This is a genomic window from Pantoea sp. MHSD4 (assembly GCF_021043305.1).
Taxonomy (GTDB): domain Bacteria; phylum Pseudomonadota; class Gammaproteobacteria; order Enterobacterales; family Enterobacteriaceae; genus Pantoea; species Pantoea eucalypti.
Map to the genome: position 1 here is coordinate 26,798 of NZ_JAJNDH010000005.1, position 12,790 is coordinate 39,587.

General features: G+C 55.2%; 12 protein-coding genes. 9 read left to right on the forward strand and 3 right to left on the reverse strand.

Going from position 1 to position 12,790, the window contains the following annotated elements; all coding sequences use genetic code 11:
- Nucleotides 1-103: 103 nt before the first annotated feature.
- Entirely contained in the window at nucleotides 104-1,570 is a 1,467-nt protein-coding gene (tolC, locus tag LQK91_RS15585) for an outer membrane channel protein TolC (protein WP_003848452.1), read from the reverse strand.
- 213 nt (nucleotides 1,571-1,783) lie between these two features.
- Between tolC and nudF the strand changes: the two genes are divergently transcribed.
- From nudF to LQK91_RS15615, 6 genes are all read left to right on the forward strand, one after another.
- Complete coding sequence (gene nudF, locus LQK91_RS15590; RefSeq protein WP_033761442.1) at nucleotides 1,784-2,419, forward strand: ADP-ribose diphosphatase; 636 nt, start codon at nucleotides 1,784-1,786, stop codon at nucleotides 2,417-2,419.
- Nucleotides 2,416-2,841 carry a DUF1249 family protein gene (locus LQK91_RS15595; protein ID WP_008925735.1) on the forward strand — a complete coding sequence of 142 codons (426 nt, stop codon included), beginning with the start codon at nucleotides 2,416-2,418 and terminating at the stop codon, nucleotides 2,839-2,841. The genes nudF and LQK91_RS15595 overlap by 4 nt, the downstream gene beginning before the upstream one ends.
- A 42-nt stretch (nucleotides 2,842-2,883) precedes the next feature.
- Nucleotides 2,884-3,711, forward strand: coding sequence for a 3',5'-cyclic-AMP phosphodiesterase (gene cpdA, locus LQK91_RS15600; RefSeq protein WP_003848455.1), 828 nt, complete (start codon nucleotides 2,884-2,886; stop codon nucleotides 3,709-3,711).
- 3 nt (nucleotides 3,712-3,714) lie between these two features.
- A complete protein-coding gene (gene yqiA, locus LQK91_RS15605) occupies nucleotides 3,715-4,296 on the forward strand; it encodes an esterase YqiA (protein WP_003848456.1) in 582 nt (193 codons plus the stop codon).
- A gap of 49 nt (nucleotides 4,297-4,345) precedes the next feature.
- A complete protein-coding gene (gene parE, locus LQK91_RS15610; RefSeq protein ID WP_003848457.1) occupies nucleotides 4,346-6,241 on the forward strand; it encodes a DNA topoisomerase IV subunit B in 1,896 nt (631 codons plus the stop codon).
- A gap of 94 nt (nucleotides 6,242-6,335) precedes the next feature.
- Nucleotides 6,336-7,235, forward strand: a complete 900-nt coding sequence (locus tag LQK91_RS15615; RefSeq protein WP_003848458.1) for a LysR substrate-binding domain-containing protein — start codon at nucleotides 6,336-6,338, stop codon at nucleotides 7,233-7,235.
- 380 nt (nucleotides 7,236-7,615) lie between these two features.
- On the opposite strand, the gene LQK91_RS15620 is transcribed toward LQK91_RS15615, so the two are convergent.
- Nucleotides 7,616-7,924: a putative quinol monooxygenase gene (locus LQK91_RS15620; protein ID WP_031590861.1), complete on the reverse strand. Its 309-nt coding sequence runs from the start codon at nucleotides 7,922-7,924 to the stop codon at nucleotides 7,616-7,618.
- Nucleotides 7,925-7,971: 47 nt separating this feature from the next.
- A complete protein-coding gene (locus LQK91_RS15625; protein WP_105099913.1) occupies nucleotides 7,972-8,553 on the reverse strand; it encodes an NAD(P)H-dependent oxidoreductase in 582 nt (193 codons plus the stop codon).
- A 167-nt stretch (nucleotides 8,554-8,720) separates the two neighbouring features.
- On the opposite strand from LQK91_RS15625, the gene LQK91_RS15630 reads away from it, so the two are divergent.
- The 3 genes from LQK91_RS15630 (at nucleotide 8,721) to LQK91_RS15640 (ending at nucleotide 12,731) form a co-directional block, all read left to right on the forward strand.
- Nucleotides 8,721-9,485: a transporter substrate-binding domain-containing protein gene (locus tag LQK91_RS15630; RefSeq protein WP_187513016.1), complete on the forward strand. Its 765-nt coding sequence runs from the start codon at nucleotides 8,721-8,723 to the stop codon at nucleotides 9,483-9,485.
- A gap of 189 nt (nucleotides 9,486-9,674) precedes the next feature.
- Nucleotides 9,675-11,948, forward strand: a complete 2,274-nt coding sequence (gene parC, locus LQK91_RS15635; protein ID WP_003848464.1) for a DNA topoisomerase IV subunit A — start codon at nucleotides 9,675-9,677, stop codon at nucleotides 11,946-11,948.
- 45 nt (nucleotides 11,949-11,993) lie between these two features.
- Complete coding sequence (locus tag LQK91_RS15640; protein ID WP_003848465.1) at nucleotides 11,994-12,731, forward strand: 1-acylglycerol-3-phosphate O-acyltransferase; 738 nt, start codon at nucleotides 11,994-11,996, stop codon at nucleotides 12,729-12,731.
- Nucleotides 12,732-12,790: the final 59 nt, after the last annotated feature.

Here is a 12,790-nt window from a genome sequence, read left to right on the forward strand (position 1 = left end):
GGAAGGGGGGGTAAAATTGAAGCTGGAGGCCTGATACAACAGGGATCTTTACTTAGTTATACGTTCAACAGAGAGACGGGCCGCAAAGCAGCCCGTCCACTGATTATTGACCGAAAGGATTACCGCTGCTGTGGCGAGCCGCAGGACGCGCTGCCTCAGACGAGCCAGTTGCCACCGGACCGCTATCCACACGAGCGGTCTGCTGGGCATTTTCCGGCGCCACCGTTTCCGGGGAAGTCGGAATCTCTTTACCCAGCTGGCTGTTCAGTTTCTGCAGGCTCTGCTCGTTGAGCGTACCCAGTGCATAGCTGATATTCAGCTGGTTAATCAGGTAGCTATAACGCGCATCAGAGAGCTGCTGTTTCGCGTTGTAGAGCACGGTCGTTGCATCCAGCACATCGACGATGGTACGTGTACCCACCTGATAGCCCGCTTCGGACGCATCCAGTGAGCTTTGCGCAGAGACGACTGCCTGTTTGTAGGCGTTGATGCTGCTGATAGACGCATTCACGTTGTTAAACGAGGAGCGTACCGTCTGTACTGCTGTGCGGTGAGCGCTTTCCAGCTGTTCGCTGGCGCTGACAAAATTGTATTGCGCCTGTTTCACCTGAGAGGTAACGCTGCCGCCGCTATACAGTGGCAGTGAGAAACTCAGGCCAACCTGGTTTGAACCGGTAATTGAATCGGTAGAACCCTGGCTCTGGTTTGCACGGCTGCCGCCATATTTGCTGTTTGACATGCCGGTGGAGGCGGTCAGATCCAGCGTCGGCATATGGCCGGTTTCCGCTGAGCGAATCTGCTCACGCGCCAGATCCTGATTCAGACGCGCAGAGAGCAGTGACAGGTTACGGCTTTCTGCCTGCTTAAGCAGCGCACTCACCGCTTCGGGCTTATCGGTTCTGAAACGATCAATGCTCAGCGAAGCCAGCGACATATAGTCCATGCCGGTAATCTGACGCAGCGTTTCTACGTTGTTATCAAGATTGTTACGCGCGGTCACTTCATTGGCCAGCACGCTGTCATACTGCGCACGGGCGTTCTGAACATCAGTGATGGCAACCAGGCCAACGTTAAAACGCTGGGTGGTCTGATCCAGCTCGCGGTAGATAGACTGTTTCTGCGCTTCAGTGTAAGAAAGGGTATCAATCGCTTTCAGCACGTTGAAGTAGGCCGTTGCGGTGTTCAGAATCAGATCCTGCTGCGCCACCTGATAGGTCACATCCTGAATACCGGCGGTCTTTTCCTGCAGAGTCAGCGCGCGCCATTTCGACATGTCGAAAATAGTCTGGGTTAAATTCAGAGAGCCGCTGGTCGTGTTGGAATGAAGACCACTACTGTCGCGATAACCGTTATTATAGGCGTAGTCTGCACCCAGTCCGAGCTGAGGTAATAATGGGCTACGCGCTTCGTTGATTTTCTCAAAAGCAGAATCACGATCGGCAGCGGCGCTGCGCAGATCCGGGTTGCTCAGACGTGCTTGCTGGTAAACCTGAAGCAGGTCTTCGGCCTGGCTGGCGAAGCTGAAACCGCCCAGGCTAAGCCCAATAAAAAATGGGAGCAGTTTTTTCATTTGCATTCCTTTTGTTGCAGCAAATTGCAGTGGGTGCGCTGCCGGGTAAGCCAAAAAATTATCGCCGATTCTAGCAGAGGGCAACTGTGAGATAAGTTGGCTGAAAGTGCCTTCTATCTCTAATCTACGTAAATATTTCAGAAAGAACTACTTACATGGAGCACGGTTACAGGCTTTTTTCGCTCCACCCCAATCTGCACAAGGAACCTGATGATGCCGGAAGAAAAAAAATCCCCTGTGACTTTCACAAAAAACGATGTAGAAATTATTGCACGAGAAACACTCTACAAAGGTTTTTTTTCCGTTGAGCGATACCGCTTCCGCCACCGCCAGTTTAATGGCGAAATGAGTGGAGAAGTGCAACGCGAAGTTTTTGAGCGCGGACATGCTGCCGTGCTGCTACCTTATGATCCCTTACGCGATGAAGTGGTGCTGATTGAACAGATCCGCATCCCGGCTTATGACAGCAGTGCTTCACCCTGGCTGCTGGAGATGGTCGCCGGTATTATCGAGCCCGGTGAATCGGTCGAGCAGGTTGTGCGCCGTGAAGCCGTTGAAGAAGCAGGATTGGACGTCGGTCGGGTTAAGCCCATGCTTAGCTATCTGGCCAGCCCTGGCGGCACCAGCGAACGTTTATCGGTGCTGATTGGGGAAGTGGATGCCAGCCAGGCAGAGGGATGCCATGGTCTGGAGGAAGAGAATGAGGATATTCTTGTCCATGTGGTGAGCCGCGAACAGGCGTACCGCTGGGTGGAAGAGGGGATAATTGATAATGCGGCGTCTGTCATCGCCTTGCAATGGCTGGCGTTGCACCATGAAAAACTACGCGAAGAGTGGATACAAAAATGAAACAGCGCTATACCCCTGACTTTCCCGAAATGATGCGGCTCTGCGAAACCAATTTCGCCCAGTTACGCCGCCTGCTGCCGCGTAACGATGAGGCGGGAGAATCGGTGATCTATCAGGTGAGTGGCGCCCGTTATCAACTGACGATTCAGGAGTCGACACGCTACACCACGCTGGTGGAGATCCGCCAGGTCGCACCTGCCGTGAGTTACTGGAGTCTGCCCTCGATGTCGGTCAGGCTCTATCACGATGCGATGGTCGCCGAAGTGTGTTCAACTCAACAGATCTATCGGTTCAAAGCGCGCTATGATTATCCTAATAAAAAATTGCATCAGCGCGATGAAAAACATCAGATAAACCAGTTTCTCGCAGACTGGCTGCGTTACTGCCTGGCACATGGCGCGATGGCGGTTCCGGTCTGCTGATGCGTATAATGCAGTAAATGGCGTGGAGACGAAGGAAACGCTTTGGATAGCCTGCTAACTCTTCCTGCAGCGAACGGTTCCGAAATCAGGATTTTGCAAATCACGGATACCCACCTGTTCGCGGGAAAACATGAATCGTTGCTTGGGGTGAACACCTGGTCGAGCTACGACGCCGTGCTGGATGCGATTATTGCGCAACATCGCGACTATGACCTGATCATCGCCACGGGCGATCTCGCCCAGGATCACTCTATCGAAGCCTATCAGCATTTTGCTGAGGGCATCTCTCGCTTGCCGCGGCCCTGCGTCTGGCTACCCGGTAATCACGATTTTCAGCCCGCAATGGTGGATACACTGGCAGCTGCGCACATCAATGCCCATAAGCAGGTGCTGGTGGGTGAGCAGTGGCAGATTGTGTTACTCGACAGCCAGGTCTACGGTGTTCCGCATGGAATGCTGAGCGACTATCAGCTGGAGTGGCTCGACAACGCGCTGGCCCGCTTTCCGCAACGGCATACGCTGGTTATGCTGCATCACCATCCGCTGGCCTCTGGCTGCACCTGGCTCGATCAGCACAGCCTGCGCAATTCGCATCAGCTTGATGCCGTGTTGCAGCGCTACCCGTTAGCCCGGACGCTGGTCTGTGGCCATATTCACCAGGAGCTGGATATGGAATGGCATGGCCGTCGGGTGCTGGCGACGCCGTCTACCTGTGTCCAGTTCAAACCGCACTGTACCAGTTTTGCGATTGACACCGTGGCTCCCGGCTGGCGCTGGTTTACACTGCATCCGGATGGCGGCCTTGAGACCGAAGTGAACCGGCTTGACACCGACGCTTTTCGTCCCGATTTAGACTCCGAAGGATACTGACGCGTGGCAGCACTGCTTTATCTGCACGGTTTTAACAGTTCGCCGCAGTCCGCGAAGGCGACTCAGTTCCGGCAATGGTTAGCGATGCAGCACCCGGAGATCGACATGATCGTGCCACAGCTGCCGACCTTTCCCGCTGATGCGGCGGCAGTGCTGGAAGACCTGGTGCTGAGCCGCAGTGGCGAAACCCTGGGCGTGGTAGGATCGTCGCTGGGCGGTTATTACGCTACCTGGCTGTCCCAATGTTTTATGCTGCCGGCTGTTGTCGTCAATCCCGCAGTACGCCCTTTTGAACTGCTGGTGGATTTCCTTGGCGAAAATCAGAATCCCTACACGGGCCAGCAATATGTGTTAGAGTCACGCCACATTTACGATCTCAAAGTAATGCAGATTGAACCGCTGGAAGCGCCCGATTTACTCTGGCTGCTGCAACAGACCGGCGATGAAGTTCTCGATTACCGACAGGCACTCGACTATTACAGCGCGTGCCGTCACACGGTAGAAGAGGGCGGAAATCATGCATTTACTGGATTCGAGCGCCATTTCCCGCAGATTCTGGACTTTCTTGGTCTGAATCATCCCTGAGTAATGCGGAAATCGCACCCCATTTCACCCTTCTAATCAGACATTTACGATGAGTCAATCAAACTATAACGCGGATGCCATTGAGGTCCTGACTGGCCTTGAGCCTGTTCGCCGTCGTCCGGGCATGTACACCGATACGACGCGGCCCAACCATTTGGGTCAGGAAGTGATTGATAACAGCGTCGATGAGGCGCTGGGCGGCCACGCGAAGCGGGTTGAAGTGATTCTGCACGCTGACCAGTCGCTGGAAGTTATTGATGATGGGCGCGGCATGCCGGTGGATATTCACCCGGAAGAGGGCGTACCTGCTGTCGAGCTGATCCTGTGTCGTCTGCATGCGGGTGGCAAGTTCTCCAATAAAAACTATCAGTTCTCGGGCGGTCTGCACGGCGTCGGCATTTCTGTGGTTAACGCCCTGTCAAAACGCGTCGAAGTCACGGTGCGCCGTAATGGCGAAATCTATGACATGGCGTTTGAAAATGGTGACAAAGTTCAGGATCTCACGGTTACCGGCACGGTGGCGAAACGCAACACCGGTACGCGCGTCCACTTCTGGCCTGATGAAAGCTTCTTCGACAGCCCACGCTTCTCGGTATCACGCTTATCCCATCTGCTGAAAGCCAAAGCGGTGCTCTGTCCTGGCGTTGAGATTGTCTTTAAAGACAAACTGAACAATACCGAACAGACCTGGTGCTACGAAGATGGCCTGACGGACTACCTGTGCGAAGCGGTGAATGGCTTACCGACGCTGCCGGAAAAACCCTTTGTCGGCAGTTTTGCCGGCGATGTGGAGGCGGTGGACTGGGCGCTGTTATGGCTGCCGGAAGGCGGTGAACTGTTAACCGAAAGCTACGTTAACCTCATCCCGACGATGCAGGGCGGGACACACGTTAACGGTCTGCGTCAGGGACTGCTGGATGCGATGCGCGAGTTCTGCGAATACCGCAATATCCTGCCGCGTGGCGTCAAACTCTCAGCGGAAGATATCTGGGATCGCTGTGCCTATGTGCTGTCGGTCAAAATGCAGGATCCTCAGTTTGCCGGGCAGACCAAAGAGCGTCTCTCTTCACGTCAGTGTGCAGCCTTTGTCTCTGGCGTCGTCAAAGATGCCTTCAGCCTGTGGCTGAACCAGAACATTCAGACGGCAGAACAGCTGGCTGAGCTGGCGATCTCCAGCGCCCAGCGGCGTATGCGGGCAGCCAAAAAAGTGGTGCGTAAAAAGCTCACCAGCGGTCCGGCGCTGCCGGGCAAACTGGCGGACTGCACCGCGCAGGATCTGAATAAAACGGAATTGTTCCTTGTCGAAGGGGATTCGGCAGGCGGATCGGCCAAGCAGGCGCGCGATCGTGAATATCAGGCGATCATGCCGCTCAAGGGCAAGATCCTGAATACCTGGGAAGTCTCGTCCGATGAGGTGCTGGCATCGCAGGAAGTCCATGATATTTCTGTGGCGATCGGCATTGATCCTGACAGCGAAGATCTTTCGCAACTGCGTTACGGCAAAATCTGCATTCTGGCGGATGCGGACTCAGATGGTCTGCATATTGCCACGCTACTCTGTGCGCTGTTCGTCAAACATTTCCGCTCACTGGTCAGCAATGGTCACGTTTATGTGGCCATGCCGCCGCTTTACCGTATTGATCTCGGTAAAGAGGTCTACTATGCGCTGGATGAAGATGAGAAAGAGGGCGTGCTGGAGCAGCTGAAACGCAAAAAGGGTAAACCTAACGTTCAGCGCTTTAAAGGGTTGGGTGAGATGAACCCACTGCAGTTGCGTGAAACCACGCTGGATCCGAATACCCGCCGCCTGGTACAGCTGACTATCAGCGAAGAGGATGTCGATCAGACGATACGCATGATGGATATGCTGCTGGCGAAAAAACGTTCCGAAGACCGGCGCAACTGGTTGCAGGAAAAAGGCGACACGGCCGATATCGACGTGTAAAAGACAGGACGCGAAAGCGTCCTGTTTTGTTTATGCTTGCACCTGTACACCTTCATCGAACCTGGCTGATTTAGAGAGCAGAGACAGCAATCTTGTGAAAATTACCCTGGAAGAGCTACGTGCCTGGGTGGCGGTGGTAGACAGTGGTTCCATTACTGCGGCGGCATCCCAGCTGGCGCAGACCAGTTCAGGCATCAGCCGGGCACTCTCCCGGCTGGAGAGCAAGCTGCAGACCACGCTGTTGCATCGCACTACCCGACGGCTGGCGCTGACCGAAGAGGGTCAGGTTTTTCTGGAGCATGCGCGCCAGATCCTGGCCTCCGTTGAGCAGGCCGAAGAGCAGATTGCCCTGCGGCGCGAGATGCCGTCAGGACGGCTTCGGGTGAACGCTGCCACACCCTTCATGCTGCATGTGATTGTGCCGCTGGTAGACGATTTCCGCGCCCGTTATCCGCTGATCCAGCTTGAGCTGAATACCGACGATATTATGATCGATTTGCTGGAGCAGCAGACGGACATTGCTATTCGTATCGGTGAACTGCGTGACTCTACATTACATGCACGGCTGCTCGGCAGCAGTGCGATTCAGTTGATGGCCAGTCCGGCCTATCTGGCAAAAGCGGGCACGCCACAAAGCGTGGCCGATCTCGCACAGCATCAAAAAATCGGCTTTAGTCATCCTGAATCCCTCAACGTCTGGCCGGTCCTGCAGCCTGATGGTGATTTCATGCGTATTAAGCCGACTATCTCAGCTTCCAGTGGCGAAACCATCCGGCAGCTGGCGCTGGCGGGACAGGGGATTGCGCGTATCTCCGACTTTTTCAGCCGGGAAGATTGCGCCACTGGCCGGCTGGTGCCTGTACTCTCCGCGGAAACCCGCGATCTGCGCCTGCCGGTGCATGCGGTTTATTACCGAAACACCACGCTCTCTTCGCGCATCGGCTGCTTTCTGGATTTTCTTCGCAGTGAGATTGATCGGCGGCAACTGCTGTAAGCCGGTCTGCCAGAAACAAAAAAACCTCTGTCGCAGGACAGAGGTTCAGATAGATGACAATTACGCATTCGGGCACATCTGACCGCAATGCATTCGCTCAGCGCGCAGGGGCCAGGGTCAGAGGAGGAAAACGTCCCACGGCCTGGGACAAAAACGCCGGGAGCGTTTTTGAACAACGCAACGCGTTGGCCCGGTAACGGGCGCACCTCAGGGATGAGGTGCGTAATCGCGCGGGCCGGGCATGTCATGGATGACGGCTTTTGCGTTTTTCCGATCTGACCCTGATCCCTGTGCCGGCTCGATTTCACAGCGACGGTGGCCGGAATTTATCACCAGCCTTAACCCCAGCTACACAACCGCAGTAAAGCCTTCAGCACGAATCAGGCGCTGGGTTCCAGCACCAGAATCTTCACATCCACCACATCATCTTTAATGATGGCGCGATGCGCATCCATGTGCGGCATCTGCTGATGCTGCTCAAGATGGCGCAGCGTTTCCCACTGTTCCAGCATAAAAATAGAGTCTGGCGAGTTCTGCTTCCACGGTACCTGCGCCTGATGGTCCAGCAGCGCGTCATACTGATGGCAGCCATCTTCTTCTAAGACCAGCGGGATCAGCTTTTTCACCGCATCCAGCACGGCCTGACGGCGACCGGGTTTAACACAAATTTCAGCAACGACGGTTAACATTCGTGAATTCCTCTTTCGTGGGAAAATAGGGGTAGCCCCTCATCATCTTACGCAAAAACGCGGCTAAGATGGGTCCGATAAGCGGCAATATCGCGCGGCACGTCCGGCGCTTTGATCACATCGTTGCAGATAAAGGTCGGCAGCGCTTCCATTCCCAGGAACTGGTTGGCTTTGTGGAAGTGCAGATAGAGACCATCGACGCCAACACCTTCAAAGAACTGCTCCGGGTCAATAAAGGCTTGTAGGGGCGCATTCCACGTCAGTGACAGCATATATTTTTTGCCCTGCAGCAGACCGCCGGAACCGTACTTCTTCGCCGCATCAGAACGGGTTCGGCCATCGCTGGCGTAGAGCGAGCCGTGACCTTCGGTAAAGACCTCATCAATGTAACGCTTCACGGTCCAGGGTTCGCCCATCCACCAGCCCGGCATCTGATAAATCACGACATCGCTGTCGACATATTTTTGCACTTCATCGGCAATCACGTAGTTGCTGTCGGCCACGGTCACTGACACTTCATGGCCCATATCACGCAGCTGACTGGCTGCAACATCGGTCAGGGTGTGGTTCAGTTCACCTTTAGAGTGGGCAAACGTTTTGCCGCCATCAATAATTAAAATCTTGCTCATGCACAGGTTGCCTCGTTTTCTGAATATGGCGCCTAGCTTACGCGTGCGCCATTCCCGGAAAAATGGGAGGTAGATCACAACACTTTTGCTGTGGCAGCAACAATACGCCAGTTTATGGCACCATCGTTGGGCAAACTCACTATGAAAACAGTCAAGAAAACATCAAAATGAAAAAAATCGTTTTCTCTTTACTGCTGGCCAGCAGTGCGGTCCAGGCACAATCTCATCTCGACACCATTCTCAGTTCTAAAACGCTCAGGGTCTGCACCACCGGGGATTACAAGCCTTACAGCTTTCTTCGCCCGGATGGCCAGTATGAAGGGCTGGATATCAGCATGGCGAACGCACTGGCGACGTCGCTCGGCGCGAAAGTGGAGTGGGTACCGACCACCTGGAAAACCCTGATGCCTGACTTTCTGGCAAAACAGTGTGATATCGCCGTCGGCGGCGTTTCCGTAACGCTGAAACGTCAGCAGACCGCCTGGTTCGCCCGGCCGCTGGATGTGGATGGCAAAATCCCGCTGGTGCGCTGCACAGATAAAGATCGCTTCAAGACCCTCGAACAGCTCAACCGGCCTGAGGTGCGGCTGATTGAACCGGCGGGCGGCACCAACGAAGCCTTTGTACACAGCCACCTGCCAAAAGCCTCACTGACGCTGTTCCACGATAACGTCACTATCTTCCAGCAGCTGGTGGACAATAAGGCAGATGTGATGATCACCGATGCCTCTGAAGCGCGTTATCAGCAGCAGCATTACCCGACGCTCTGTGCGCTCAACCCTGACAAACCGCTGCAGTATGGCGAAAAGGCTTACATGATTCCGCGTGACGACATCAGCTGGAAGCTCTATGTCGACCAGTGGGTGCATCTCAGCACCGCCACCGGCGAATATCGTGATATTGCCCGCCAGTGGATGGGCGCAAAGCCCTGACGCACTTTCACTGAGAGTCTATGCACCCGGCGCGAGAATCAGGTACTTCCGGCGATTGAAATCGCGCTGAGTGACGCCTGCTGTCCCGCGCTTCCCCTGTGACTAACACTGGCGAATAAGGTACTATCCTCGCCAAACCACCGCCGGGTGTCCCGCCGTTGTGGGCCACGATGTGAGGATGAGAAATTCATGAGTGAACTGACGCAGGATGGTGCAGAGCGTCTTGCCCTGCATACCTTTACCGAGGATGCGTATTTAAAATATTCGATGTACGTCATCATGGACCGCGCGTTGCCTTATATCGGTGACGGGCTGAAGCCTGTACAGCGACGCATTATCTACGCCATGTCGGAACTGGGTCTCAATGCCAGCGCCAAATTTAAAAAATCCGCGCGCACCGTGGGTGATGTGCTGGGTAAATACCATCCGCATGGCGACAGCGCCTGTTATGAAGCGATGGTATTAATGGCGCAGCCGTTCTCTTACCGTTATACGCTGGTCGATGGACAGGGTAACTGGGGTGCACCGGATGATCCCAAGTCGTTTGCAGCCATGCGTTACACCGAATCACGCCTGTCAAAATATGCCGAGCTGCTGTTAGGTGAGCTAGGCCAGGGAACGGTGGAATTTCAGCCGAACTTTGACGGCACGCTGCAGGAGCCAAAAATTCTGCCGGCGCGTCTGCCTAATATCCTGCTCAATGGCACTACCGGCATTGCCGTCGGTATGGCGACCGATATTCCGCCGCATAATCTGCGCGAAGTCGCTCAGGCCGCCATTGCGCTGATTGACGCACCAAAAACGACGCTGGAAGCGCTACTGGATATCGTTCAGGGACCGGATTACCCGACCGAGGCGGAGATCATTACGCCGCGTGACGAGATCCGTAAAATGTATCAGACCGGTCGCGGCTCTATTCGCCAGCGTGCGGTATGGAAAAAGGAAGAGGGTGAGGCGGTCATTACCGCGCTGCCGCATCAGGTCTCCGGCGCACGCGTGCTGGAACAGATTGCTAACCAGATGCGCAATAAAAAGCTGCCGATGGTTGAGGATCTGCGTGATGAGTCTGACCATGAGAACCCGACCCGTCTGGTGATCGTGCCACGCTCCAATCGTGTCGATCTCGATCAGATAATGAATCATCTGTTCGCCACCACCGATCTTGAGAAAAGCTACCGCGTTAACCTCAACATGATCGGGCTGGATAACCGCCCGGCGGTGAAAAACCTGCATGAGATCCTGACCGAGTGGCTGGTGTTCCGCCGCGACACGGTCAAGCGTCGTCTTAATTACCGACTGGATCGCGTGCTACGCCGCCTGCATATCCTGGAAGGATTGCTGGTTGCGTTCCTGAACATTGATGAAGTCATCGACATCATCCGTACGGAGGATGAGCCGAAGCCGGTTCTGATGTCACGTTTTGGCATCAGCGAAACCCAGGCCGAATCGATCCTCGAACTGAAGTTGCGCCACCTGGCGAAGCTCGAAGAGGTGAAGATCCGTGCCGAGCAGGCGGATCTGGAAAAAGAGCGCGATCAGCTGCAGGCCACGCTGGCCTCTGAACGCAAGATGAACACCCTGCTGAAAAAAGAGTTACAGGCTGATAGCGCCAGTTACGGCGACGATCGCCGTTCACCACTGCGTGAGCGTGAAGAAGCCAAAGCGCTGAGCGAAACCGAGCTGGTGCCGTCTGAACCGGTCACCATTGTGCTGTCGCAGATGGGCTGGGTGCGCAGCGCCAAAGGTCACGATATCGATCCGGCCGGACTGAGCTACAAAGCGGGCGACAGCTATCTGGCTGCGGCACGCGGCAAGAGCAATCAGCCGGTAGCCTTTATCGACTCCACCGGCCGCAGCTACACGCTGGATCCGACATCACTGCCTTCCGCGCGCGGTCAGGGCGAGCCGCTGACCGGCAAGCTGACGCCACCGCCGGGTGCCGTCGTTGAACAGGTGCTGATGGAGCCGGATGACCAGCGTCTGCTGATGGCTTCTGATGCAGGCTACGGCTTTATCTGTACTTTCAGCGATCTGGTATCACGTAACCGCGCCGGTAAAGCGCTGCTGACGCTGCCGGAAAATGCCCGCGTGATGACGCCGATGGCCGTCCATCATGAAGATGACATGCTACTGGCAATTACCCAGGCGGGACGGATGCTGATGTTCCCGGTTGGCGAACTGCCGCAAATGTCGAAAGGCAAGGGCAATAAAATCATCTCGATTCCGTCAGCGGAAGCGGCTGCCGGTCAGGATAAACTGGCCTGGCTGATGATTCTGCCGCCGGGCAGCGCTATCACGCTGCACGTGGGCAAGCGTAAAATGCTGCTGCGCAGTGAAGAACTCCAGAAATTCCGCGCCGATCGCGGACGTCGCGGCACGCTGTTACCGCGCGGCCTGCAAAAAATTGATCGTGTTGAACTGGATGCGCCTGCGCGTCCGGCGAGCCCGGATAGCGAAGCGTAAACTACCCGGCTGACCCTGCGTCAGCCGTGGCTCAATGAGGGAACTATGTTACTGATTCTGCGTGCCATTATCGTCATCATTTATTCGATTTTAATCTGTATCTTTGGCTGTATCTGGTGTCTTTTTTCACCCCGCGATCCGCGCCACGTCGCGACGTTTGGTCGTCTGTTCGGCAAATTGTCGACGGTATTTGGCCTGAAAGTAGAGTTGCGCAGACCGGAAGGCGCAGAGAATTATGGTAATGCGATCTACATCGCCAACCACCAGAACAACTACGACATGGTCACTGCGGCTAAAATGGTCCAGCCCTATACGGTCACCGTGGGCAAGAAGAGCCTGCTTTGGGTGCCGTTTTTTGGCCTGCTCTACTGGCTGACCGGTAATCTGCTGATTGATCGCGATGACCGGGCTAAAGCGCGCGGCACCATCGGTGAGCTGGTGGATCAGTTCAACAGTAAGCGCATCTCGATCTGGATGTTCCCGGAAGGGACGCGCAGTCGTGGTCGTGGCTTGCTGCCGTTTAAAACGGGTGCCTTCCACGCTGCCGTGGCGGCCGGTGTGCCGATCATCCCGATTGTGGTCTCGAACACACACGGCAAGATCAATCTTAACCGCTGGAACAATGGACTGGTCATCGTTGAAATGCTGCCACCGGTTGATGTTAAAGCGTTTGAGTCGTCGTCGGTACGTAAGCTGGCAACCCACTGTCGCGAACAGATGGCGGCAAAGCTGGAAGAGTTGAACGCCGAAGTCGCCGAACGCGAAAAAAACGGAAAAATCTGACCGGCGAATCACTCGCCGAACTCATCTGCAGGGATGCAACCCGGCGAGCCTTTACCGGC

What these genes read in the sequence shown, in the direction of transcription:
- tolC (WP_003848452.1), bottom strand. Translation starts at nt 1,570, where the DNA reads ATGAAAAAACTGCTCCCATTTTTTATTGGGCTTAGCCTGGGCGGTTTC.
- nudF (WP_033761442.1), top strand. Translation starts at nt 1,784, where the DNA reads ATGCCGGAAGAAAAAAAATCCCCTGTGACTTTCACAAAAAACGATGTA.
- LQK91_RS15595 (WP_008925735.1), top strand. Translation starts at nt 2,416, where the DNA reads ATGAAACAGCGCTATACCCCTGACTTTCCCGAAATGATGCGGCTCTGC.
- parE (WP_003848457.1), top strand. Translation starts at nt 4,346, where the DNA reads ATGAGTCAATCAAACTATAACGCGGATGCCATTGAGGTCCTGACTGGC.
- LQK91_RS15620 (WP_031590861.1), bottom strand. Translation starts at nt 7,924, where the DNA reads ATGTTAACCGTCGTTGCTGAAATTTGTGTTAAACCCGGTCGCCGTCAG.
- LQK91_RS15625 (WP_105099913.1), bottom strand. Translation starts at nt 8,553, where the DNA reads ATGAGCAAGATTTTAATTATTGATGGCGGCAAAACGTTTGCCCACTCT.
- LQK91_RS15630 (WP_187513016.1), top strand. Translation starts at nt 8,721, where the DNA reads ATGAAAAAAATCGTTTTCTCTTTACTGCTGGCCAGCAGTGCGGTCCAG.
- parC (WP_003848464.1), top strand. Translation starts at nt 9,675, where the DNA reads ATGAGTGAACTGACGCAGGATGGTGCAGAGCGTCTTGCCCTGCATACC.
- LQK91_RS15640 (WP_003848465.1), top strand. Translation starts at nt 11,994, where the DNA reads ATGTTACTGATTCTGCGTGCCATTATCGTCATCATTTATTCGATTTTA.